This window comes from Pedobacter sp. MR2016-24 (assembly GCF_026239655.1).
In the GTDB taxonomy this organism is placed as follows: Bacteria; Bacteroidota; Bacteroidia; order Sphingobacteriales; family Sphingobacteriaceae; genus Pedobacter.
This window is the reverse complement of record NZ_JAPIVO010000002.1, coordinates 442,331-468,122: the sequence shown is the minus strand read 5'-3', so window position 1 is coordinate 468,122 and position 25,792 is coordinate 442,331. Positions and strand designations below refer to the sequence as shown.

Sequence of the window (25,792 nt, the reverse complement as noted above, 5' to 3'; positions counted from 1 at the left end):
CTTGTTTAGCTATTTTTTTTGAATTTCTAAAGTCCGGTCTGGCATCGTGTTCAGCGCCTCATTCTCACTCCTTAGAGCAAGATAAATCGTTTTTATGCTATTTAAATTACCACATATCATTGATAAGTACCTGCTATTATTGTACGGAGGGCGGTGGTGTAGTCGTTCCCCAATTTTTATTGGGCTGATTCCCCATGGTGAAGACAAGCTCGCCACCTTTCATTAACTCCTCACGATATAACCAGCAGTTACTTAATGTCTTTCCATTAAAAGATGCTGATTGTACATAGAAGCTCGAGGCGGAGTTATTTTTGGTGACTATTGTTAAGTTTTTCTTGTTACCTAGAGTGATTACAGCTTTATCAAATAGCGGGCTGCCCAACTGAATGATCGGTTTGGCATCGGTAAGGCCCTTGACATCGAATAAACCAAGTGCGTTCATCACATACCATGAACCCAATTGTCCCTGGTCCTCGTCTTGTCCATAGCCATAACCATGAATAGGCTCCGTGCCGTAAAAGTCCTGCGCAATTAACCGGGTCCATTTCTGTGTTAACCAGGGCTGACCTGAGAAGTTAAATAACCAGCTGATGTGCAGGTTGGGCTGGTTCCCATGGTTGTAAATCGCATTAATCCCCGCAAAGGCATCAATTGTTTTGCCGCCACCAAAGCCAAGTTTTTCTGATACGGTAAAGATGCTATCAAGCTTTTTATTGAAATTATCCTTACCAAGTGCCTGCACCAGGCCAGCGGGATTTTGCGGCACATAGAAAGTATACTGAACGGCATTTCCTTCCTGAAAACCGCGCCAGGGCTGATATGGATCAAATTTTTCCACAAAACTCCCGTCTGCACGTTTTGGCTGGATCAATTTATTCTTTGGGTTCAATAAAGCACGCCAACCGTTTGAATATTTAATGAGCCGTTGATAGTCCTCCGTTTTACCCATCGCTTTAGCCATCTGCGCAGTAGCAAAAGCACTAAAGCTATATTCCAGTGTATGAGAGCCTGAAAAGTTAGAACCTGTAGAATCAGTTACGAAATCGCGGCCTTTTTGCTCCAGATGCGGGACATAGCCGTATTGCAAGAAAGCTTTAGTATCTAATTTACCCGCACCCACTATCCGGTTTTTATAATTCAGGTCGTTAGCTTTAACAGCTTCGTAAGCCAGGTTTACATTGTAATTGCGGATTCCAGAATTATATGCGGCAGCAATGGCAAGGCCAACAAAATTGGTTCCTACTCCGGAAACATATTGGCTATTGGCAATTCCGTCTCCAAACCATCCCCGGTCTTTGTACAATTGTAATTGAGTATTCACAAAGCTGCCATACCATTCCGGATAACTCAATGCCCAAAGCTGGGTAAGGTTCCAGTATCCTCCCCATATCGCATCGGTATTGATAAATTCCGCTTTAAGATGCTCTTCTTTTTGTTCAGGCAGGTGCCCAATGGCCCCCGCATGTTTGGGATAGCTGCCATCTGCATCGCTGGCAATACCTCTGCCGAGCAATGCATGAAAAAGACCCGTATAGAATTTTATTTTATCCTGATCATTAGGGCCTTCTACGCTGATCCTGGTCAACTCCCGCTGCCAGGTTCGCTGTGCATTGAATTTGGCTTGTTCAAAAGTTAAGTCCCGCGCCTCTGCCACAAAATTAGCTCTTGCATTGGCAGTTGAGGTATAAGACAAACCTGTTTTTACTTCGATAGATTCATTATCCCCCGTCTGATAATTGAGCACTAAGCCAGCTCCTGGCCCACGGGCATTTTTTGTATTTGTTAGAATGGTCCTGGCGGTAAATGCGGTAACGCCGGAAGGTTTTTTACTGAGTTCGCCGTAAAAGTATAAGGCTACTTTACCTGCGGGATCATATATTTTCACATATTTCGGGTAGGTAAATATAAAACCTTCAAAGTGGGTATCATCGATCATCCGGATATTGGCGTCGGTTACTTCCCCGCTCTCGCCCTGGGTATTACCAATATCCAGTATAATATGCGATTGCTCGTTTTTTGGAAAGTGGTAACGCTGAAAGCCTACCCGTTTAGTGGCTGTAAGTTCGGCCGTAATACCATAATCATCCAGCAAAACTTTATAGTAACCCGGTTCAGCAAGTTCATTTTTACGGTCGAATGCCGACCGGTAACCGCTGCCCGCTTTATCCAGCTCGCCGGGCTTAACTTTCAGTTCGCCGGTAGTCGGCATATAACTCAGCCCTCCAACCTGCCATTCATGGAAATGCACAAAACCCTCTATAGAGTTTTGACGCGTATCATAGCCTACAGCTTCCCAACCTGAAGGGTTGCCATAATGCCCATTCGTTGAAGGAGCTAATTTTGCCATACCGTAGGGTACAGCTGCAGGAGTATAAAAAAACCAGCGACTATGTGCAGTACCTATATTTGGGTCTACATAACGCAGCACATCTTGATTTTGCGCCTTACAGGAAGTTGCCGCTGCTGCCAGCAGGACAAAAGCGATACTAAACTTTAATTTCATGTTGGTTATTTTTATAGTCATTTTTCCAGTGTGCTTCAATATCTTCTAGCGAGCGTCCTTTGGTTTCGGGTATTACTTTCCAGGTGAGCCACAGTGCAGGAGAACAGCAGAGCGCAAAAAGCCAGAAGGTCCAGGATGAGCCAATGCCATCTAACATCAGCGGCGTCAGTTGTCCCACCAAAAAATTGCCCACCCATAAAGACAAAGTAGCCAGGGCCACTGCTTTACCCCGGATGGCGTTTGGAAAAATCTCTCCCACCACTACCCAGCATACAGGACCGAAAGAAAAGGCAAAACAAGCGATAAACACAAGGATAAAAAGTAAGATCCAGGGGCCTGAAGTGATACCTAAAGCAAATAAAGCACCAATGGTCAGGAGGGAAATGACAGCACCGGAGATCCCCACCAGCAAGAGTGGTCTTCTGCCCCATTTATCCACTGTAAAGATCGCTACAAATGTAAAAACTACATTTACAAGGCCAATCGTCACTTGTCCGCCCATTGCGCTGCTTAAGGTAAAACCGGCCTGTTCCAGTATACGGGGACCGTAATAGATCACTGCATTGATACCACACACCTGGGAAAGGAAAGGCAATAACATACCTATCCACAAAGCTTTACGGTAAACAGGCTTAAACAATTCCTTCACAGAAGTCATATCCTGATCGTCCTGTTTACGGAATCCCTCAATTTCATGTTGTGCAGCTTCAGGTCCGTCTATTTTAATCAGGATGGCCAGTGCCTGTTGCACTTTCCCTTTGAGCAGCAACCATCTTGGCGACTCTGGCACCAGCAGCAGGCTCAATAAAAATATAGCAGAAGGCAAAGCACCAAGCCCCAGCATGGCCCGCCATACCTCAGTAGTAAATATCCTCTTCATCCCCTCAGCAGTATAATGCACGGCGGTATGATCAACCAGCCAGGCATTTGTAAAATAAGCTACCACAATACCGATCGTAAGTGCCAACTGATAAAGAGAAACCATCATACCTCTCAGGCGCGAGGGCGCAAACTCAGAAATATATAAAGGTGATACCATAGAGGCCACGCCGATCCCCAGTCCGCCGATCAGACGGAAGATAATCAGGATGATAAAAGATCCTGAAAACATACAGCCAATAGCAGAGGCCAGGAATAAGATTGCGGAAATGATCAAGACAATCTTACGGCCATAATAGTCGCTCAGTTTTCCTGAGCAACTTACACCGATGATGCAACCCAGGAGTGCACAACTAACGAACCATCCCTCGCTGACAGCATTCAGGCCGTAATCGTTTTTTACCAGACCAATCGTACCAGAGATAACAGCGGTGTCAAAACCAAAAAGGAATCCGCCCAGGGCTGCGACTAAACAGACCAGGTAGAGGTAAACCGTACTTTTACGGACAGGTTGTAGAGGGTTTATTTCAGTATACATCAGCTTATTTTAAGAATGCTTTAATCACCCTGGCACGACCTGTACCCAGGTTAGTTAACTGGTAAGAATTGGCGGCTGCGGGCACCACGAAAGTCTCAGCATAGGCGTATTCGTGGCAGGTACCATCAGCAGTTTCAATACGCAGGGACTCACCCTCAACCAACATGAGTACATGACAGCACTGCCGGGTATCTACTTCGATTTTCCCGTCAAATTCCAGCCGGTGTATCGCATAGAAATGTGCTTCATGTGTAGGAAGATGAACAATCTGCCAGTCATCTCCCTCCTCAATAACAGCGGGCTTAGCAATCAGCTCCTCCTTTACTACCGCACCCTTGCGTGTAAAATCTAGATTATGAAAGGCATGATCAATATTAATAGGTCTCGGATGACCATCCAGGTCGAGCCTTAACCAATCGTACATTTTAAACGTAAAAATATAAGGTGTAGCACTAATTTCAAGTACGAGATTACCTTTGCCTGCGCTATGTACTGTACCATTGGGTATCAGAAACAGATCATGTTTTTGTGCAGGGAGTTCCTGTACATAATCAGTGATCTTCACTTCCTTCCCTTGCAACTGACTTTGTTCCAGGGCAGCTTTAAATTCTGCCGGATCAATGTTATCCTGAAAGCCCAGATAAACAGTAGCCTCCGGTTCACAATCCAGGATATAATAAGTTTCATCCTGTGTGATCGTTTCCCCGAAGTTTTCCTGGATATACTTTAATTGCGGATGGCATTGGATAGAAAGGTTTCCTCCGTCAAAAGTATCCAGAAAGTCGAAGCGGATAGGAAATTCATCCCCATAAATGCAGGCATGTTTACCCAGCACCTGCTGCTGGTTATGAAACATCAGTGTATCAAAAGAAACTTCCAGCAGGTTGCCATCACTTTCAAACACTAAACCATTCTCTGGAACAATCAATTCAAATGACCAGGCATAATTGACCACCTCGGTATTCAATTGTTTAATCTTGTTTTTGATCCATTGTCCGCCCCATGCTCCCGGCTCAAACCAGGGTCTTACGCGAATTACCGAAGTGCTGATTTGATTTAACCCTTTAACCAGATCAGCATTGAACATCCAGTTGATCTGGTCTGGCCACTGACCGTCAGCAATGACAGCAATCTGATTTAATATTGTTTTTTTGTGCTTATTGAGCAGTGCCCAATCTACAAAATAAAAGCGTTTATACATTCGGGAATGTGCGGCCAGCGTTTTAGCGCCTAAGTTATTGATCACCCCTGCCCTCATCCTGAACTGGAGTTCATTCTTTGGGAGATCCACATACAATAAAGCTGCCTGCCAGTTTGCAAGTGCTGCGCCAGTGCCAATGATGATATTTATGGTTGCATTTTGGTCAGGAACTGCAGCAGTTAACTGATCAGTCCGATATAAATCTGCGAGTGTCAGCGTACATTTGGTTCCCCAAACAGCATTTTCTTCCCCAAGAAATGGTTCGATCAGCTGATCAATCACTACGCTTTCCAATAAAAAGTCTGCTGTATAAATCCAATTTGCAGTCAGACCTCTTTCTGTGAGACAATCACTTATCCCTTGCCGTATTTTCTCCCAGAACACCCCCACATAGCCATCTATCACTACATTTTTTTCTGAAATAATCCAGTCAGTAAGGGAGCAATAACCATTAAAAATTTTGTGCTCGTCCAGAGCGCATACCGGATAGATATCATAACCATCGTCTTTTACTAACGGTTTATTGAGTTGGGGAGGCATTAAGTACTGGGAAGTTTTGCGCAGCCTGCTTTCCATATCAAAGGAATAAGATGATAATTTTTCGCTCATATAATTCATTAATGCATCAGCTGATGATTTGGTGTAGCTCATTATAAACAATTGACAGCTAACGGTAAATATTCGGTTATTATGTACAAACATATGAAATAAATAATAGAATTAAAATTAAATAATTCAAGCTAACAATACATATACAGCCTAAAAACACTAAAAACCTACTTAATCATATATTAATGTATATACATATAAGGATTAAACAAATTTCATTATGTTTGTAGCAAACAATATCATGCACTATAGTATAGACCACGAAAGCACTGTTCCCCTGCACACACAGGCAGAAAATCTGCTGCGGCAATTGATTGCAGAAGAACAATATCAAAACGGAAAAAACATTCCTAATGAAGTTGATCTGGCTAACATGCTGTCTATATCCCGTACTACCCTGAGAATTGCGATTAATAAACTGGTACTCGAGGGCTTACTTATCCGAAAGAAAAAGGCCGGCACCAAGGTTGTACAGGGAGCCGTCAGTTCGAAATCTAATAACTGGCTAAGCTTTTCGCAGGAGATGAAGTTAAGGGGGATCCCCATCAAAAACTTTGAATTGCATGTTTCATGGGAACTGCCTGATATGAAACTGGCTGCCTTTTTCAACATTGCTCAAGATCAGCCTGTATTAAAAATGGAAAGGGTTAGAGGTCGGCCTGAAGAACCCTTTGTTTTTTTCGTTTCCTACTTTCATCCATGCGTGGGACTAACACCGGATGATGATTTTAAGAGGCCATTATATGAGCTTTTAGAACAGGAACATGACATTATTGCCACCTTATCGAAAGAAGAAATAATGGCTACTGCGGCAGTTGAACTGGTCGCAAAAAAACTATTGATAGCTGTAGGGAGCCCTATATTGTTTCGAAAACGATTTGTTTATGATCAGAATGAACGTCCGATAGAGTATAATATTGGTTATTACAAAGCGGATAGTTTTATTTATACGCTGGAAAGCACAAGATAAGAAACAAAAAAGACCTGCCATTTGACAGGTCTTTTTAATTTAGCCTCGCCCGCTTGTCGCTCTTTTTAAGGCCAACATGGGATTTTTTCTAAAAAGACTCACAAGATACCAGCTTTTTTCTTTCCAGCGCATGCCTTAAGCCAATCATTGCAAAAGCCAGCAGGCCAAAAACCATTCCTATCCAGGGGTTGTACGCTACCCCTTTCGACATAATCATCCAGCCACCAAGAGTGGTGCCCAGGGTAACACCCAGATTACCAAAAGAAGTAGCCAGACTGTTGGCAAATTCCAGCGACTCCGGCACAGCGGAGATCATATAAGTCGATGCGTTTAAAAAGCTTGGAGAATACAGAAAACCCCAAATCGCTATGACAATAAAAGTGGAGACGGTATTTCCATCTGAAAAATGGAGCAGGACGGGAATTAATATGGTACCAGAGAGAAAAAAGGCAGTAGTTTTAGCCACATTCCTGTTGAGCATCTTACCTGCCACCCAGTTAGACAAGACCCCCATTAGGCCAAATAGCAGCAGCATATAACTCACCATCTTATTATCCATACCCTTCGCTTTATTCAGGTACTCTGCAAAATAGCTGTAAGTGGAAAACCAGGCTACAATCATAAAGAAGTTCATTGCTATGCTGATCACAAAAGCAGGTTTCCCAAATACTTTCAGCTCACTGCCAAACGACTTTTTCTCTTTTACCGGCATGGATGGCAGTACAAAATAAATTCCCGTTAAAGCGAGGAGACTTACTATAAACTGAACAAAAAATGAATATTCCCACGACCACAAGCTGGCTAAATAGGTAGCAAAAGGAACCGTTGTCACCATTGCGATAGCTACTCCGCTGAAAACAATACTCATCAACCCATTCTCATTTTTTTTGTCTGATCCTGAAACTGCTACAGACAAAGCTGTGGCGATATAAACAGGCTGGAGGAATGCAGGCATGATCCTAACCAGCATCAAAAGCCAGAACGGCGGAGAGAATGATGATACTAACCCTGTAATAGCGAATATAGAAATGGCCGTCAGCATTACCTTTTTACGATCGAAACCGGAAGCCAGTAAAGTCATAAAAGGACCGGTTAATGCAATAATCAGGGCAAAGGCACTGAGCAGGTATCCAGCCTGATCAATATCTATTTTATAAAATGTAGCTATCTGTGGCAAAATACCGATCACACCAAATTCTGTAGTAATCACTCCAATAAATCCGAGACAGCCGATGTAGGCATATTTTTTCATAATTATTTGTTATGTTATTTTATTATTAATCAAAATGAGCTGCAAATTTATCAGTCTTCGTTACTTTTGCGGCCTGTACAGTCAATTGTTCGGGACAAACAAATTTGTAAGTGATGGGAAAGAGAAAAGAGAATTCGACTAATATGGTCAATCAAAAGTGTATCACAGAAGGCTGTGACCTGACCTTTGCTGTATGCAAAATAGGCGGAAGATGGAAACTGCTGATTTTATGCAAACTTGAACATGAAAAGCTAAGATTCAGTGAAATCAGAAAGCTGATTCCAAATATTAGCGAGAGGATGCTGACGCTGCAGCTTCGCGAACTTGAAAAAGATGGATTGGTTAAACGGACTGTTTATGCTGAAGTTCCATTACGGGTTGACTATGAGCTGACCGATATTGCACAGGAACTCATCCCCATCTGGTTACAATTAAGCAACTGGGGAGCTAAACTGAGAGTGGCCACCGATGAGATTGCTGCTATAGGATAATAATTAAGAACCTGTCTCTAACAAGCCTTCTTCCGTTTAACGTTTTTCTCTGGTCGCTTTATCAAAAGAGAATACCAGATTTTTCTGATCAATCTCTTTCAATGATAGTTCATGTCTGTCTTCTCCAGGACGATCAGCGGTAAAATAAACTTTAACCTCATCAGTTTTTCCTTTTTCCAGCCCATCGTCAAATAAAGCAATTCCGAACAAGGTGCTATCCACTTTAGAATAGGCATTGATAGTTACAATGCCTAAATTATACTTACCATTATTTTTTATGGTAATAATTCCGTCTTTGTAAGTATAACTGACTCCTTTCAGTGTCGCAAGATAGGTTTTGTTCTTGCTGGTAATAGCTTTGTAGGTTTGCGCATATCCTGAAATTGAAGCGATGGATAAAAAAGAGGCCAGTAATATTTTCTTCATAGATTTAAGCTTATACAAAAATAGTCTTTAAAGCATTAACTAAAGAAATGGTTTACAAAATTCCGCTTGCTGTATCTCAGGCCCGAACTTCCCCCACTCATCAGCTTCTCCGAGTCATACAAAACCCCTGCAGGCGTTACTTGCAGGGGTTTCTAAAATACATAAATTAGATTTATCTAGAAGATTCTCTTTGTTCTGCTGTCTCCTGAGCCATAATAAAAGTTAACGACTTTTTTATCGCCCTTGTTAGCAAGAAAATAGGTCGTACTGATACCTAAGTTATTAGTAACGTTTAAGTTTAAATTATAACTCAGAACATATAAGTTTTGAGAAGTATCGTAAAGCGTAGCTTTTGAAATTAAACCTTTGGCGTTGGGCACCAGCACTCCGTTAGCATCTCTTCTCAGGTGAACATATCCATATCCGCCTTCTGCCGAACTATAATTTGCTATTTTTCCAGAAGCATTTGTCGTTGCACTTAACAAGGGCTGACTTTTGATTATAGTTCCTGTAATGTCAATAACTGATACATCTAATTTTACATTTGCATCATAGGTGCTTTGATTTAAATCGTAATAATTTCCATTATAATAATTATAATTACTGATATTCAACCGCTCTACCTGATAACCATCTGAAATGGAACTCAAGAAAATAGAATTGCTGTTATAGTTCGCATTTACTTGTAAATACATCTCCCTTCCTGATTTATCTTTTGGAAATTTCAGATATACAGGGCTGTTTACTGCAGGAACAGGTGCGTTATAGATATTAACATTAAAATATGTCTTAACTGAAGTTACGAAAGGTAATTGGAAAGGAATTGGATTAGCTTCGTTATCTTCTGTACCATAAACATACAATTTCTGATCTGCTTCGATTTGTCCAAAACTAAGTGTATATAAGCCTGGAGCGGCAGGTAGTTTGAGCGAATAAGTACCAGTTGGTGTAGTAAAAGTTGGGAATGATACACTATATGAGCCATTAAACCCGTTTGGAATATTAGTAGAGGCTGATACCAATACATTTCCTCCAACTTTTTCTGCTGACGAATTGGTTAAATCAGTATCGATATATAATGTTCCTGAAATTTCGTTTAACAATTCTGCTGTGTTCCATAACTTTGCAGTTCCTAAAGTGATGTCTTTACACATCACATGTGTTGCTGCATAGCCAGTCTTAGTGATTAAGAATGTACTGGTAGGAAACAGATATAAGGAAGAAAACATCGCTACGCCCTGCGCATTTGTTTTACTCGAGAATAGTTTGCCCTCCGAGGAGACAATTACATCTGCATCAGCGATCGGCGCATTTGTCACTACATCAGTCACCGCCACACTATAGTCTTGTTTAGCAGCAGCAATGGCGCCTGCACGGGCCAAACTGTCATTCAATTTAAGCTGTTCTAAAGCAGCAGTATTGGTAAGCTGCTGCAGTGCGTTTGCGCCTTTTTGTTTTAAAGTTTCTAAATCCAGCTCATGCTGGTATTTTAGCGTCAATAGCTCTTTTTGCGCAGCAATCGCATCTGCTTCGGAAAATTCGTCTTTGGAACAGCCCGCAACATAGATAGCCAGGGCGACTAAAATTAGTCTGGTAAATTTTAATTTCATATGAATTGATTCTGGATTGAGATTTTGTGGCTAGAGAACTGGAATAATAAGGCCTATTCTGGATATAAAAGAGTTGGATCTGATATCGCTCCCGAAACCAACCTTTTCCATATAAGAATAATTTTTCCTTGCCGGACTTAGGCCGGCCATATACCTGAAGTCTAATAATAACTTCACATTGCTGAAGAGTGGTAAACGCAGATCTGCGCCCAGTATAAAGTTTAATCTATCTTTGTTATACCTGCTGGTCAGGTCGTCTGAGTCTGATACAGTAGTGATAATATCTTCTCCTGGCAGTAAGTTACCTGTCTTTTGATAACGCTCCGTTGCATTGAAGTTATAAGCATAACTTCCTCCAAGGTACAGCGCTGGTTTCCAGTCTTTTTCCAAGAGAATAGTATACCTCAAAAGCAAGGGTATGTTTAAGCTGTTTAAATGAACGGAGCTGTTTTTAACATTTTTCGTCGTAAAACTCTCCGGTAAACCAAATCTCGTATCATCTTTAAAGCTCAGGAGCTGACCACCCTGTTGCACAAAACTTGCTTCCACCTGAACACTCCATTGTTGATGCACATGATAGGTAAGCAGCAGTCCGGCCGCATAGCCGGTGTTGGTTCCTGTTTGAGGCTGACCATTGCTAAACTTGTTTACAGCTAATCCTCCCGCTACACCGATCTCAAATTTAGAATCACTGAATTGAACATCAGCGCTATCAATAATACCCTGGGCCTTTGCGTGATCGGAAAATAAAAAAGGTAAAGCAAAACAGAAAATAAAAGCAGAAAATAGCTTATGAATTGCAAAAAATTGCAACTTTTGAGAGAGAGCGTGCATTAATTATTGGCTTAAGCAACAAAAGTAGTGAATTTTTACATAAAATAAAATACAAGAACTTATTTTTGATAAATTTTATTCAGATACTATGTACTGATCTCTATTTCTATTTCAAGAATTTGACTATACGGCTAATAGTCCAGTATTTACATTTTATTTGGTTACAGAATTATTTCCGTTAGTGACTTCCTTATTACCCTGAAATTTTCAAATACTGTAGCCATTTCTATTTTCCACTAATTACTTTTCGGTGCTCAATTCCCCATTCTGCCAGGTTGTTGATAATGGTTTTCAACGTTAGGCCATATTCTGATAATTGATATTGAACAGCTATAGGCTGCGTATCTAACACAGTTCTCTTTACCAGTTTATTGATCTCCAGGTCTTTCAATTCCTGACTCAACATTTTGTTTGATATTCCCGGTATATCATTCAGGATATCAGAGAATCTCCTTTTGTTATAATAGCAAATGGATGAAATGATAGAAATTTTCCATTTCCCATTCAAAACGTCCATCGCATCGTGGACAGCCATAATCTCCTTTTTGTGCCCTAATTGGCATTCGTTTTCAGTCATAAGTTACCTTGTTACTCAAAAGTTACTGTTACTTTTCGTTACAAAGTAACCTAAATAAATGTTCATAATATAACTTTGCACCATAAACATTATCAAAATCATCATGGACTTTACAAATAAAAACGTTGTTATTACAGGTGGAACAACCGGAATAGGCCTGGCAACAGCAAAAGCATTTATCAGCGCAGGCGCAAACGTATGGATCACAGGCAGAAATGCTGCCAATCTGGAAAAAGCGACCACAGAGATAAACAATCCCAAATTATTTACTGTAATATCAGACACTTCAAAAATCGACGACATTGCAATCCTGGAAAAAGCAGTTGCAGAAAGCGGGAACAAATTAGATGTGCTTTTCCTGAATGCGGGAATTGCGACATTCGAGCCCATAGCAAACGTAACTGAGGCAAATTTTGATGCACAATTCAACACCAATGTGAAGGGACATTTTTTCACCTTGCAAAAATTACTTCCTCACCTGGCAGATGGAGCAGCGGTGGTGTTCACTTCTTCAACAGTTGCCACAGCTGCAAACTCGGGATCCAGCGTATACGCTGCCACTAAGGGCGCATTGAATAAAATTGCCCAGATTGCTGCAAATGAACTGGCAGAAAGAAAAATTCGTGTAAACATCGTTAGCCCGGGACCTATTTTAACCCCGGGTTTAGAAGGCGCCGTGCCCGAAGAAGCAAAAGGGTATTTAGCAGGTGCTACAGCACTGCAACGAATTGGTGATCCTGATGAAGTTGCAAAAACTGTATTATTCCTGGCTTCTGATGCCGCAAGTTTCATTACAGGTACTGAGCTCGTTGTGGATGGCGGTTACCTGAACTATGCATTAAAATAGTTTTTAACGTTATTCTTCAATAGCTAAGCATAGAAAGCGGCATTGTCACTTTCTATGCTTCATTTCTGGGATTCATTGCAATAACATACTTCGAAGCGCTTTCCACACAAGGCCATTCTTCTGGCCAGCATCCCATAAAATTCGTAAGAGAAAATACGTGGTTTGGTTTTATTTACGAGACCTTTCAAAGAAGCAAACAGGTACATTTATGCTGAAGAGTCAGAAGAATTTTCACGGAGCGTAATTAAATCCTGAATCTGAGCGGGCGAAGGAAAAGAAGGAAGCAGCTGATCAGCCGGCCATAGGACCTGCCGCGTCGATGACGTGACAAACAATTCGAATAAAAGCAGGCATGCAACTTTGATTTCAAGCAATCTAATCCGTTTTATCATCGGTTAATTATAGTTTAGTTACTATTTCTTGTTTGAAGTTACAGACTGATAGGTTAGGATATCCGTACCTTTACATCCAAAAATCCTGCTCTTCACATCGTTTAGCACCAGAACTTCAGTTGAATCGAAGGCACGGCTAAAGGCTACATAATCGCCTTTTGAAGTTTTGCTATCAATAACGTACATATGCCACATCAGGTATCCGGAAGGGAGAGAGATGATCACTTTCCTTCCGGCTGCCAATTCGTGGTCAATTGTAGAAAAAAGCCGTTCATAAGGGAACTGATCTCCTCTGGGTACTGCGAACTGCTGGCCAAACCTAAGACCAGCAATAACTTTTTTGTCAAAGTTTTTAAAGGTCCCGTCCGCCCTGTTGTTCCAATTGCGCTGAAGCTGATAGTAATCCGCTGCTGCCTTTTTATTGAACTTCAGTATAAGCTCAACTGACATAGGAATGCAGGAATTGGGGGAGATCTGGCTGTGCTTTAGCGCAGCTTCCCGGATCGACCCATTACCTGACCTTCGGGTAGCTTTCTTTTGACTATAACCCGTTTGAGAAAAACACAGAATGGTGATTAGCAAAAATGTAAATCTTTTCATCTTTGAGCAGTAAAAATTATAAAACAAGATAGACAAAAACCAGCTTGCAAAGCCTGTACAACATCAACACTGTTACAACAGGGTGCTTGCCAAACCAGTTCTCCTCTCATTGGTAACTAATTGCCGGTTTCAGCCCGTTTATCACTGTATTTTAGTTGTATCTCATCAGGGTTTTTAGCATAGTCAACCCAAAGCTGATCAATAGACTTTCCCGTCAGATTTACCCAGCTCTGTTCAGTGTATTGATGTGCTCTCAGTTCCTGGTCCAGTGATGCTATTAAACCTGATTTCACATGCTGTTCTAACCACGTAAAAAATCTGGCAGTAATCCTATAGCTGTTTTTATAGCTTTGATTAGTATTAAAGGCTGGCAGACTCCATTTTGAACCCACATTATCTACACCATATGTATACCGCACATAGTCCGCAATGCCCTCAGTTAACCAAACCGGTCCGGCACTATAACCATAACCCTGAACAATATGCATGGTTTCGTGCGTTACTACGTCGATGTCGGTAGAATGGGCTTTAAGATATCCTGCACTGAATAAAATGCGGTTGCCACTTGCCTCGGCCACTGCTTTATAAGCCGTATCCACCACAAAAAGCACATCATGGATAGATTTACGATTATAAGTCTTCACCAAAGTTGGATACACCTCAAAATAGGTATCAATCAATTTTTGCTGTACTACCGGGTCCAATTGCGGGTCTTTACTAATAAAAGTAAGTTTATACCCTTTCTTTTTTTGCGAAGAGAAAACAGACCAGTTGGTGATAAAGGCTTCGCGTAATTGTTTTTCAATTTTATTCCGGGATTTTCCTTTTAACCAGTTTTCATTTATAATAATTTCTCCCGCCTTCGCTTTAATTCCGGCAGTTTCGGTAGCTGAAAATTTGACTATCACATCTCTTTTAGTCCGGTAACCATCAGCAGAAGCAAACCAGGGATAGACATTATAAAATGCTGCAGTTAATTTTTCTTTTGTTTTTTGTTCTATCGTAGTCCCTGTATTATTGATGGAGATAGTATAGCCCTTTTTTTGCGCTGATACTCCCGTCCAGCTAATGGCTAACAGGGAAATCGCAGTAAGTACCTTAAGCATGTATGTAATTGTTCATGTTTGTGAATAAAAATGATCACACCTGACAGTGCATCCGGTGTGATCAATAGTTTTTACCAGCCTGTGTTTTGTACCAGCATTGGAACTTTTTGAATTTCCCCGTTAGGTATTGGCCACAAGTAGTGTTTTTTTTGGAAAACTCTGTTTTCGGTTACTACAGGGGTGTAAAAACCTGGCGCATTCTGCGTGATGTTCATCCCTCTGATTTGCGTATCAGTCGTCTCCGCTATTTTCCATTCCCTGGTATAAAAATACCTGTCCGTCTCAAAAGCCAGCTCTACACGTCTTTCCCGGCGGATCGCCTCTCTCATATTTGCCGGAACCGCAATTGCACCAGCACCACTGCCATAAGGCGCTATACCAGCCCTTTCACGAATCCTGTTCAAATAAATCAGAATATCAGGATCTGATGGGTTTGATTCTTGTAATGCCTCAATATAATTCAGGTAAATTTCAGCTAATCTGATTACGGTGAAAATCGGTCTGCTAGTTGTCCAGCCCGCAACAGTTAAGTGCTTCCTTGACGTATAACCCGTTTTGGAGTAGTCGTTATTTGCAATTCCACCTTTACCCGCATTACCGCTATTGGTAAAATCGGTAATGATGTTAGACTGCGGATTGATCCATTTGCGCCCTGTATAGGTAATATTCGCATAAAAACGCGGCTCCCGGTTCACGTACATATTACTAATCGGGCGCGTAACATTCTGATCATTGGGATCAGGTGCCTGGAAATTCGAAGTTCCTATTGCAGTATAGGTTGGATCACTTTCAACAGGCAGTCCGTTCGCCGTAAAAAATGCATCCACCAGCTGTTGGGAAGGTGACAGGAATGAACCGCCTTTATCTCCTCCGGAAGCACCGTTGTGATTTGGTGCCAGGGAATATTGATAAAATGTAACATCCCCTCCTCTTCCAAATATGATTTCAGTGTTCCATCCATTTAAAAACACATCTCTTGTGGCTATAAAAGCACGGTTAAAAGCAGTGTTTGGCAAACCCGTAGGCGTGGCAGCAACCGAATACAGCGCGTAGCTGGAATAATTTGCATTCGTTAAAAATGCTTTAGCAGCAGCGGCCGCTTTAGTCCATTTTTCCATACTCGAAGCCTGACTGATCAGCTGTTTACCATCCTGGTTTCTAAGGTTCACATAATCCGTATTTCCATTAAATAAAGGACGGGCAGCAGTTATTAAAGCTCTGATTTTGTAAGCATCGGCAACAGACGAGGTGATATGACCATAATCTTCGTTTGCCTGCGGCGTAGCGGGAAGTAATGCCGCAGCTTCCTGTAGTTCATTTACAACATAATCTACACATTCGTCCATTGAATTACGCGGCTTGCTAATTTCCGAGAGCGGTGCGTCTGATTGCAAGGGATCGTTACCCAATAAAACCACGGGGCCATATTGTCTGATCAGGTAATAGTAATAGATTGCCCTTAAAGCTCTTGCCTCATTATAATAACGTTTAACAAGATCCAACCCACCAATATTACAGTCGGTACACCTGTTTATATTTGCCATAAAAGTACTCGCTGCCTGTATACCGCGATAATAGTTTTGCCAGTGATAATTAACCTGTCCGCTGGTTGCATCCCAGTTACCAGTATTGACATTTTCAGTAAAATTTGGCAGGGTATAGTCCGCTTCGTCCGAAGCCGCTGTGTAGGGGCCACTATTAGAAATGACATTATTAACGGAACCTACACTAGCATCACGTTCCATCACCTGATTTGGAAGGGTGGTATACACGTTTGCCAATGCCTGATCGACTGTAGCCTTTTTTTCATACAATTGCTGAAAAGTAAGTCTGTCATCGGGTACCTGATCTAAGTATTTTTTGCAGCTATAATTGCTCATCAGCAGCAATGCACCAGCTGTATATAGGAGTGTTTTTTTCATTCTTTGTTGTATTAAAAATTAGCTGTGAGGCCTAAAGAGTAATTTGAGGTGAGTGGATAACGTGTTCCGTTATCAGTTCCAACTTCCGGATCCCAAAGCTTGAACTTACTAAGCGTAAACACATTATATCCCATAGCATAGATTCTCAGACGTTTGACACCAATTGATTTGATACCATCTTTGAGAGTATAACCTAGATCAGCATTTTTCAACCTTAGGAAACTGACATCACGAAGCCACCAGGTGCTGGACTGGTAATTATTGCTATTGGTGCCACCATATGATAAGCGGGGATAAACTGCATCCTGCCTCGGGTTTTCTGGTGTCCAGCGATCTGCAGCTACCGCAAGCATATTACCCAAACCGCCCGAATTTGCAAATGAAGGGATATTTAAAAAGATATCCGCATTGTGCTGCCCCTGGAAGAACAGACCGAAATCAAAGTTTTTAAATGTTAATGAAAATCCAAAACCATAAGTAGTACTTGGCATATCTCCTCTACCAATAACTGTGCGGTCGAATGAGTCAATACGGCCATCACCATTTAAGTCTTTGTATTTGATATCACCTGGCATTAATGTTCCAAACTGTGTCGGACTGGCATTTATTTCTTCCTGACTATCAAATAATTTCTCTGCAATATAACCTACACGAGTACCTGCCAGCACATTACGTCCACGCAACTCCATCCAGGGATAAGCCTGAGGTGCCTGGTCGTTCTCAATTACTCTATCCTTGTTAAAAGTAGCATTGGCTCTCAAGTTAATAGACCAGTCTTTCCCCAGCTGTGCGTCATACTGAATAGTCCCGTCAATACCCTTATTTTCTACAATTCCTAAATTACCAATTGGCGTACTGGCCAAACCTCCATAATTCGGTACTGTACCTCTGGTAATGAATTGATTTTCTCTGCGTTCTTTGAAAAGGTCTACAATGATGGAAAGGTTACTATTTAATGCCTTTAATTCAAAACCTAAATCTTGTTTACGCGTTTCTGCCCAGGTTACATCTACTCCGTAGGCCGTTACACCGAGTCCGCCAGGTGAGATGTTTCCATTCTGACCAAAAGTATAACCACCCGCACTACCAACCTTTGTCAGATAATAAAAGCGCTCACTCTCATTGGAGACATATCCTGAGCCACTTCCCCCACTACCTACAATACCGTCAGAATAGCGGAATTTAACCATTTGAAAAGTATTCTTTAAAGGTTCAAAGAATTTTTCGTTGGATAGCAACCATCCCACACCAAATGCAGGGAAGAATCCATAGCGTTTATCTGGCGCGAAGTTTTCTGAACCATTATAACCCATGTTTGCCTCAAAGAAGTACTTATTATCATAAGCATAAGTGGCACGACTGGCAACACCTTGTAAACGATAGGGAATGGAAAGCGTTAGGTTACCGGCGAAGGGTGCAGTATTGTCATTTTGATTGTATAATACTAAACCAGTTACAGCATGTTTACCAAATGTGCGGTTATAGTTAATGGCTGCTTCAAAATAAATTTTCTTATCACCACCGTTTTCTTTATCATAGTTTAAGAATTCCTGACCCTGTAAAATCAAACCGTATTTATAGCCTGATGCCGCATCTCCAGGTACGATATAGGGATCAGAAGGATTTATCCTATATAAACTCTCTCTCTTGGTTCTGAAGATTGAGTTATCATTTTTCACATCAAAAGAGAACATGGTAGTGGCTGACAGACCTGGTGTTAACTCTTTCAGGTCTTGTGTTAAACGAAGATTGGAATACAGCTGATTGCTGTAGCCTATTCTATATCCATTTCTCGTCACGTCTCCATAGGGGTTACGCTGATCGGCTTGTGGACTAATCCCGGGCAAACTTCCATTTGGATAAAGAATGGGAAAAGAGGTTGGGTTAATTAAAAAAGCCTGACTAAAGATATTCTGAGCATTTATATTGCTTGGATAACTGGTCTGCGCAAGAATCCCTTTGATTCCTAAATCCAATTTAGTGGTTCCTGTGATATCCCAGTTTAAATTGGTGCTTACATTATAGCGTTTAAAACTCTGACTGGCGGCATCATTTACAGCATCATCTGTTTTAAATAAACCATCCTCACCATAATACCCCAATGATACATAATACCTGGCATTACTCACTCCCCCGGACAGATTTGCAGTTGCTGATCTGTTCCGGCCAAAATCGTTATAGATTGCTTTAAACCAATCTACATTTGGATATAAAACAGGATCCGTTCCTGCTGCAGTCCGCTGTATAGCATCAATAGAATATGCCGGATTAAACGCTCCTGCGGCACCCCCTCTCAGGTAATCAGAATATTTGGCCTCATTAGCCAGGTTCATATAATCTACCCCATCAATTAAATCAGGTTTATCAGTAAACCTGCTGATTCCTTCATAGTATTCTACATTAATTTTCGGAGCACCCAAAGTACCTTGTTTAGTATTGATGAGGATTACACCATTTGCACCGCGAATACCATAAACCGCTGTCGCAGCAGCATCTTTCAGTACCGTAAAATTCTCCACATCATACACACTGATGTCATTCAGGTTACGATTAGGCACCCCATCAATGATAACCAGGGGGCCCCTGTCGCCAGAATTCAGCGATGATATTCCACGAATAAAAATATCAGATCCGGTTGCCCCCGGCTCACCGTTTCTGGATACGTTTAGCACTCCGGGAATACGGCCTGCCAGTAATTGGCTCATACTCGAAACAGGCTGCCTTAATTCAGATGCTTTAACGGATGACTGTGCACCAACCAGGCTCTCTTTCTTCTGAGTTCCGAAACCAACAATAGCAATCTCCTTTAAGTCTGAACCAGGTGTTGCTTTTAAGCGGATATCCAGTACAGTTTGCGTTCCTACCGTGATTTCCTGGGTATCATAACCCACATAAGTGATCAGTAATACCGTTTTTGAATCTGGAACCGTAATCGTAAATGCTCCGTTTATGTCTGCTACAGCACTGATGGAACCACCTTTTACGCGAACGCCAGCTCCCGGTAATGGTAAGCCTGACTCGTCTTTGATGATGCCGCGTAATATGATATCGGCTCTGGATTGTTTTAGCGTGGCTGAACTGCTAATATGTATAGGTACTGCATTGGCTTGTGTATACAAACAGCTGTTCAAAGCCAGCAGGGCAGCAAATGCCTTCAACCTGTAGTCGCGCTGTTTAAGACTGCCGCCAATTGAATATTTAAATTTCTTCATCATTATTTATCGTTAACAGGTATTGTGATAGGTCAGTTAGTAATAAGTTTGTATCAAAATATTATTGTTGTTCTACCGGCACTTCAATCAACCGCCATTCAGACAATTGAAATAAAGTACCGCTTCCAACCGCTGAAATACTGATCCTGTAATGATTATACAGTATAATATTTTTGAAACTAAAGGTTCTGGTCAAATTGCGGCCTGAAAATGTTTCACCCGTTCTTACATCAAGATCTACCCAGGTTGTACCATCCATTGATCCGCTAAATTTCCAGTCCTTAGGGTCTCTGCCTGGGGCATCATTGCCTGACGTTAAAGTGTAAGAGGCCACCTGCTGTGGCGCAGGGAATGACAATTGCATGTAAAAGTCCGCCTGATAAGGGTTGATCAGAAATTTCGAAGCCGCGCTAAAGTCATTGTCAACAACTTTTTTCGATCCTTCATTACCTGTAGCGCCTCCGATACTTTCGACATTAACTGAAAGGTTGGCCTTATCGGTCACATCTACCTTAGCTTTCCAGGTAAAAAGATCAACAGCAGGAAATTCTTCTTTCCCGCATCCAAGAAGCAAAACCGGAACTAAACAAAGTCCGATAGTTCTCCTTGTAATTTTTAAGAGTGTCATAAATTAATTGGTTTTAGGTGGGTTGGTTTGTTTTCTATTTAAAATTGGGTTTACATCGTATTCGCTTGATCAGCTTAATAAAAACAGGGCATAATAATATACCTGACCAAACCATTTAAGGGTTTAATCATTAAGCCTCATCATGCTTATCAAAAAATATTGAAAACACACAAGTTAAAATACCTCGAATTTGAGTTAAGAATTGCCTGAATGGAATTACCTATCAGTCACCCAATATATACAGCATTTGATGTGTGGGTAGCGTTTGAGTTATCGGGGGTCGAAAACGCGAAATTGCAAGAAGCTTGGTTAGGGCTGGTGTAGTAAATGTTTTAATCATAATTTGTGGTTTAGGTTCTGTTTTGGTTTAAATAGGGGCTTAAAGTATAATAATAAAGCTGGTCGGTTAACTCATAGGAAAGGGTTTATTTCTGACAATTTAGGAGTTGAATAATATTTGAATAGGTTATTTTATGCTTCTTAATGAAATGGCCAGAGCCTGTAATTTATAATTGACATCTCATAAGCTAATTTTTTAGTCTTGTTAAAACGTTTTAGTAATACAATTAAAAAAAATGCATGTCGATAAACATACATCTTAACAGCCTAACAGTCAGGGAGAATTTTAGCCGCAATAACCGTTGCGAAACAATAATAGAAATATTATGGCAGAATAAAAATTACTTCAATCAATATTATTTATAACATTCTTGATACAAAGTAATATTAAGACTTATCTCCGGCCAATTACCTTATTAATGGCTTTGAAAGATATATTTCTTGTCAGCAGACCGTTTAATTTTCGGGGGGGGGGGGACTGTAGCTCAAGCAATACCTTTCCAGCAACGTAAAAAGGGATATATAAACCCAACTGGGCCTTTCCGAACCATTTCCTGCCTGACATAAATTTAACCGCTGATTTGTGCTTAACGAAAAGTAATATTTTTTGTAACTAATAAAAAAGGCTAAAAAAAAGGAAACCCCAAAAAATCGGGGTCCCCATTCAATAGACGCTGAAATTAACGGTATAACTCGTTATTGAAAAACCCGGACATAATCTACAATATACTTTTGTGGAAAGACTGTATTTTCATTAGGAGCACCTGGCCAGTTTCCGCCAACGGCAAGATTAATGAGCAGGAAGTAAGAACGTCTGAATTCATCTTTGTTGGCTCCTGTAGTATCAAATGTGTAAAACTCAACATTGTCTACATACCATTTCAAAGACGTCTCCGTCCATACTAAAGAAAACACATGAAATTGATCAAAAAAATCTCCCGATGTCAGGGTTGTAGAGCCGCCGACGTATTTATGTCCACCATCTTCATAATGTACTGTTCCGTGAGCGGTGTTATCTTTTCCGGAACCACCACCTACCATTTCCATAATGTCGATTTCTCCGGAGAATGGCCAGGGCGTAGTCCGGATATTTGCACCTAAAGCCCAAAATGCTGGCCAAATGCCCTGTCCTTTAGGTAATTTTGCTCTGAAATCGATACGTCCATACAAGAAGTCCTTTTTTGCTTCTGTTGTTAATCTTGATGATGTATATTCCCTGCCACCAAAAGATTCTTTTTTCGCAGTAATGGTCAGGTAACCACCAGATACCCTGGTATTTTCTTTACGATAGTATTGTAACTCCCGGTTACCCCAACCTTCGGTACCGTTTCCCTCTTCGAAGTTCCAAAACTTAGGATCCAGCGCACTGCCGTTAAATTCATCTTGCCAAACCAGGGTCATTCCCGGATAACTCTCCGGCGAGACGTAACCTGCATTATTGATCACTTCATTTCTATCCACGGTAATTTGCTTAGTGATTTCCATTGATTTATCACCAGCGTAGGCAATGACTTTGACTGTATAAGTTCCACTTTCCGCATAAATAGTATAAGCCTTACCATCGGCAGACCTGATACTTTCGTCGGTGCCTTGTCCAAAGGAGAACAGATAGCGATCTGCATTACCCGCACTGGCAACGAAATCTACTCTGCCCGAACCATCATCGCTTACCTGAGCTGCCAGTTGAAGATCAGTAGGCGCTGTTGCATTTGCTTCCTTCTTACAGCTTATATTAAGCATCAGTAAAGTCAATATCAGCAACAAGTTTTTAAAAAAGGTGTGTTTTTTCATTTCGCAGGCTTTATTTTATGTAAAACGGAATATTCGCTGTAGCAACTTTATTTTTGCCATCAGCAACATAGACAAATAAACGATAAGCACCTGATGCTTCAGGTGCAGTCAGGCTAATTTTACCTTTACCAATCTCCTTGTATGCCATTTTTACTGTCTTTGGTTTATCTTCATGATCGCCACCCTCGCCTACTTTCGTGGCTTCCGGCAACAATTCCCAACGGTAAATTAACGCATCATTATTGGGATCAAAAGCATCTACTTCTGCATTGCAGGTCGTCCCGGGCTTAAGGTAAACGCTTTGATTTGCTCTTTTGTCATCTAACGTAAAACCATAAACATGGGGCGCCCTATTTTTAGGATACGCTCCACTCCAGAGATACTTCATGACATCTATCACTTCACTTTCTTCGCCTTTGGCTGTAAAAAGACCATACCATGTTGGTGTTCGCTCTTGTTTCTGTCCCCATAAAAATACATACGAGCCCAAACAATTCGCCTTATCTTTCTCCACAGAATAAGTATACCTGCTTTTGTAAACAGCTGCTTTTTCACTGCTGGTTTCTTCTACAGGTGCATTCCATTCGGTTTGTAAGCCTTCCCAGTGACCTGTGGGCCCCCATTCAGTCACCATATATGGGCCAGCCCAGCCAGTCGATTTAATCATTGCAGGCAATACATCCAAATCGGCATAGATATTAATAGACAGGAAATCTAAATCTTTAGCACTCGCATTAATATGACCGATCTCTTTCTTATTAATTCCGGCAAGTACAGTAGTAGCAGGGTGATTAGGATCCACTTCATGAATCATCTTTGCAATATCATTAACCGCCTTCCAAACGTTCGGATTTGAGTAGGAAAGATTTAACTCGTTACCAATTCCCCAGCTTAACATAGCTGGATGATCTTTATACTTCATCACATCTGCTTTTGCTTTCTCGAACTGTTTTCTTACCGCAACAGTATCATCATAATTAAAGCCATGACGTTCTGGAGCTACCCATAGCCCCATCATCACAGTCAGGCCATTTTGCTGTGCAGAATCTAAAATCCCTTTAGCGCCATTGGTACCCCAGGTACGTATAGAATTGCCGCCATTTGCTGCCACTCTATGAAAGTAAGAACTTCCGCCAGCGCCTTTAACAAAATAAGGTTTGCCTCCGCGTAACAGCTCAAATCCTTTTTCAGTTTTTTTAACTTCTACTTTAATGGGCTGAAGTTTTTCGCCAGCTGGCAATGTGTCTGCCGCAAACAGGTGGCTACAAATTGTTGCGCACATGGCAATAGCGCCAAAGAATATTTTCTGCATAAGTTTTTGTAATCTTGATATGCTCATCCCTTTTAAAAATAAGGGATGAGCATATGGTTTCTATTAAGGATTTGGCGTTAGTTTTCCATTTCTCTCTATTTCAATTTGAGGAATCGGGAAAAGGTTATAACTTTCTTTATAAACCCTGTTTTCCAGCACGACTTTGCTGTATGTCAGGGTAGCGTTTGCATTTTTAATGATATTCATTCTGTAAACAGGCTGATTAAAATAGGTCATTCCTGTTTTCCAGCGTCTGACATCATATACACGGTGCTCTTCGAAACAAAGTTCTACCCGGCGCTCGTTACGAATCTTGGTACGCAAATCTCCCTGAGAAAAACTTCTGCTTAAAGGTGGCAAACCTCCTCTTCTTCGTACCACATCTAAGGCATCGTAAACAGTTCCGTCCGGGCCGCTGAACTCATTTTTCGCTTCAGCATAGTTTAATAGTACTTCAGCATAACGCATGTAAATCCAATCATTATCACCACCCTGATAAACCGCATCAGAAGTCATATTTTTTTCGTCAATGAATTTACGCAGGCCGTAACCTGTTTTGGTCCTGTCTCCATTGGTGCGACTATTCGCATTACCATCAGGAAAAGCATTAAGATCTGCACTTTGGAAAGTTTCTACTGTGATACCTTTGAATTGCGAGCCATTCATTAACATTGCTTTATCCAGGCGGATATCGCGGTTTACATACGGATTTTGTGGATCATAACCAGAACCAGCTTCATCAGGACGTAAGCCTGTTGTTCTCATTTCAAATGCATCTACCAGGTTTTGCGTCGCATGGAAAGCACCCCAGCCGCCCCATCCTGTTGGGGTAAAACTCATGTGTAACATCCAGGCACTTTGATGTGTACGGTTAGGGCGTCCAAATTTTTTAGCAAAAATCACCTCCCTGTTCCCAGTTTTCGTCATAAATAACTGGTAATAATCCGGATGCAAACTGTAAACAGCAGGAGACATGTTCATGACCTCCTGAGCTGCTTTTGCTGCGTCATCCCACCTTGAAGCTGTATTGGAAGGGTTGTTGAGCGCGCTGGCATGATATAGTAATACCCTGGCTTTTAAAGCTAATGCTGCACCTTTTGTAGCTCTGCCTAAATCTGCATCCGGGTACGTTGGTGATAATACCGCAGCAGCTTCATCACATTCTTTGATGATAAAAGCCACACACTCATCGTAAGTGTTTCTAGGGACTTCCAGGTCGTCATTTGCATTTTGTTCTGTAATAATCAAAGGTACTCCTCCAAAAGATTTTACTAAATCAGCGTAAGCAAATGCTCTTAAAAATTTAGTTTCCGCTTTCAGGCGATTTTTTAAATCTGTATTGGTAGTGGGTACACCATCTATACGTGCTAATAAAGTATTAGCCTTTCTAATTAAAGAATAATTAACAGCCCACAGCTGTGTACCCATAGAAAAATGTGAGTTCAAATCACCTGCCTGAACCCTGTTCATAGGCAAATCGTTATGTCCTTCAATGTCATCGGTCATCATATCTAAATTGGCAAAACCACGTGCCCAATCCTGGTCGTAACCAAAATCACGACGTTCGAAACCACTTACCATTGTGCCATAGATGTCGTTCACAAATTGAGTTGTAAGGGCAATATCCTCAAAGACGGCCGCATCTGATACGAAATCTATCGGTTTGATATCCAACAGGTTTTTTTTGCAGGAAGAAGTTGCCAACGTAAATACCATTACGCAAACCAACCATTTATATTGTTTAATCATGTCT

Annotated in this window: 19 protein-coding genes; 3 read left to right on the top strand and 16 right to left on the bottom strand. The window is 41.3% G+C overall.

Annotated features, from left to right (window positions below; translation table 11 throughout):
• Positions 1-136: 136 nt before the first annotated feature.
• Genes OQX62_RS06225 through OQX62_RS06215 form a run of 3 tightly spaced genes read right to left on the bottom strand, consistent with a single transcriptional unit; the run spans position 137 to position 5,730 of the window.
• On the bottom strand, positions 137-2,503 hold the full coding sequence (locus OQX62_RS06225; protein WP_265830556.1) for a GH92 family glycosyl hydrolase: 2,367 nt from the start codon (positions 2,501-2,503) through the stop codon (positions 137-139).
• Positions 2,487-3,920, bottom strand: coding sequence for a sugar porter family MFS transporter (locus tag OQX62_RS06220; RefSeq protein ID WP_265830555.1), 1,434 nt, complete (start codon positions 3,918-3,920; stop codon positions 2,487-2,489). The genes OQX62_RS06225 and OQX62_RS06220 overlap by 17 nt, the downstream gene beginning before the upstream one ends.
• Before the next feature lie 4 nt (positions 3,921-3,924).
• Positions 3,925-5,730 carry a class I mannose-6-phosphate isomerase gene (locus tag OQX62_RS06215; RefSeq protein ID WP_265830554.1) on the bottom strand — a complete coding sequence of 602 codons (1,806 nt, stop codon included), beginning with the start codon at positions 5,728-5,730 and terminating at the stop codon, positions 3,925-3,927.
• Positions 5,731-5,950: 220 nt separating this feature from the next.
• On the opposite strand from OQX62_RS06215, the gene OQX62_RS06210 reads away from it, so the two are divergent.
• Complete coding sequence (locus OQX62_RS06210; RefSeq protein WP_265830553.1) at positions 5,951-6,700, top strand: GntR family transcriptional regulator; 750 nt, start codon at positions 5,951-5,953, stop codon at positions 6,698-6,700.
• A gap of 88 nt (positions 6,701-6,788) precedes the next feature.
• On the opposite strand, the gene OQX62_RS06205 is transcribed toward OQX62_RS06210, so the two are convergent.
• Positions 6,789-7,952: an MFS transporter gene (locus OQX62_RS06205; RefSeq protein ID WP_265830552.1), complete on the bottom strand. Its 1,164-nt coding sequence runs from the start codon at positions 7,950-7,952 to the stop codon at positions 6,789-6,791.
• 113 nt (positions 7,953-8,065) lie between these two features.
• Between OQX62_RS06205 and OQX62_RS06200 the strand changes: the two genes are divergently transcribed.
• Positions 8,066-8,443, top strand: a complete 378-nt coding sequence (locus OQX62_RS06200; RefSeq protein WP_265830551.1) for a winged helix-turn-helix transcriptional regulator — start codon at positions 8,066-8,068, stop codon at positions 8,441-8,443.
• Positions 8,444-8,479: 36 nt separating this feature from the next.
• Here OQX62_RS06200 and OQX62_RS06195 read toward each other — a convergent pair whose 3' ends face one another.
• The 4 genes from OQX62_RS06195 to OQX62_RS06180 all read right to left on the bottom strand — a co-directional run bounded on the left by OQX62_RS06195 (position 8,480) and on the right by OQX62_RS06180 (position 11,890).
• A complete protein-coding gene (locus OQX62_RS06195; protein WP_265830550.1) occupies positions 8,480-8,869 on the bottom strand; it encodes a hypothetical protein in 390 nt (129 codons plus the stop codon).
• A gap of 176 nt (positions 8,870-9,045) precedes the next feature.
• Positions 9,046-10,479, bottom strand: coding sequence for a hypothetical protein (locus OQX62_RS06190; protein WP_265830548.1), 1,434 nt, complete (start codon positions 10,477-10,479; stop codon positions 9,046-9,048).
• Between the two features lie 30 nt (positions 10,480-10,509).
• Positions 10,510-11,313, bottom strand: coding sequence for a porin family protein (locus tag OQX62_RS06185; RefSeq protein WP_265830547.1), 804 nt, complete (start codon positions 11,311-11,313; stop codon positions 10,510-10,512).
• Between the two features lie 226 nt (positions 11,314-11,539).
• Positions 11,540-11,890, bottom strand: a complete 351-nt coding sequence (locus OQX62_RS06180; protein WP_265830546.1) for a winged helix-turn-helix transcriptional regulator — start codon at positions 11,888-11,890, stop codon at positions 11,540-11,542.
• 103 nt (positions 11,891-11,993) lie between these two features.
• On the opposite strand from OQX62_RS06180, the gene OQX62_RS06175 reads away from it, so the two are divergent.
• On the top strand, positions 11,994-12,737 hold the full coding sequence (locus OQX62_RS06175; protein WP_265830545.1) for an SDR family oxidoreductase: 744 nt from the start codon (positions 11,994-11,996) through the stop codon (positions 12,735-12,737).
• Positions 12,738-13,150: 413 nt separating this feature from the next.
• Here OQX62_RS06175 and OQX62_RS06170 read toward each other — a convergent pair whose 3' ends face one another.
• From OQX62_RS06170 to OQX62_RS06135, 8 genes are all read right to left on the bottom strand, one after another.
• A complete protein-coding gene (locus OQX62_RS06170; protein ID WP_265830544.1) occupies positions 13,151-13,729 on the bottom strand; it encodes a hypothetical protein in 579 nt (192 codons plus the stop codon).
• A gap of 116 nt (positions 13,730-13,845) precedes the next feature.
• Entirely contained in the window at positions 13,846-14,835 is a 990-nt protein-coding gene (locus tag OQX62_RS06165; RefSeq protein WP_265830543.1) for a basic secretory protein-like protein, read from the bottom strand.
• 71 nt (positions 14,836-14,906) lie between these two features.
• On the bottom strand, positions 14,907-16,757 hold the full coding sequence (locus OQX62_RS06160; RefSeq protein WP_265830542.1) for a RagB/SusD family nutrient uptake outer membrane protein: 1,851 nt from the start codon (positions 16,755-16,757) through the stop codon (positions 14,907-14,909).
• A gap of 11 nt (positions 16,758-16,768) precedes the next feature.
• Positions 16,769-19,972, bottom strand: coding sequence for a SusC/RagA family TonB-linked outer membrane protein (locus OQX62_RS06155; protein WP_265830541.1), 3,204 nt, complete (start codon positions 19,970-19,972; stop codon positions 16,769-16,771).
• Between the two features lie 58 nt (positions 19,973-20,030).
• A complete protein-coding gene (locus OQX62_RS06150) occupies positions 20,031-20,597 on the bottom strand; it encodes an ATP/GTP-binding protein (protein ID WP_265830540.1) in 567 nt (188 codons plus the stop codon).
• 1,035 nt (positions 20,598-21,632) lie between these two features.
• On the bottom strand, positions 21,633-22,727 hold the full coding sequence (locus tag OQX62_RS06145; RefSeq protein ID WP_265830539.1) for a glycoside hydrolase family 16 protein: 1,095 nt from the start codon (positions 22,725-22,727) through the stop codon (positions 21,633-21,635).
• A 10-nt stretch (positions 22,728-22,737) separates the two neighbouring features.
• Positions 22,738-24,039 carry a hypothetical protein gene (locus OQX62_RS06140; protein WP_265830538.1) on the bottom strand — a complete coding sequence of 434 codons (1,302 nt, stop codon included), beginning with the start codon at positions 24,037-24,039 and terminating at the stop codon, positions 22,738-22,740.
• A gap of 63 nt (positions 24,040-24,102) precedes the next feature.
• On the bottom strand, positions 24,103-25,788 hold the full coding sequence (locus tag OQX62_RS06135; RefSeq protein ID WP_265830537.1) for a RagB/SusD family nutrient uptake outer membrane protein: 1,686 nt from the start codon (positions 25,786-25,788) through the stop codon (positions 24,103-24,105).
• Positions 25,789-25,792: the final 4 nt, after the last annotated feature.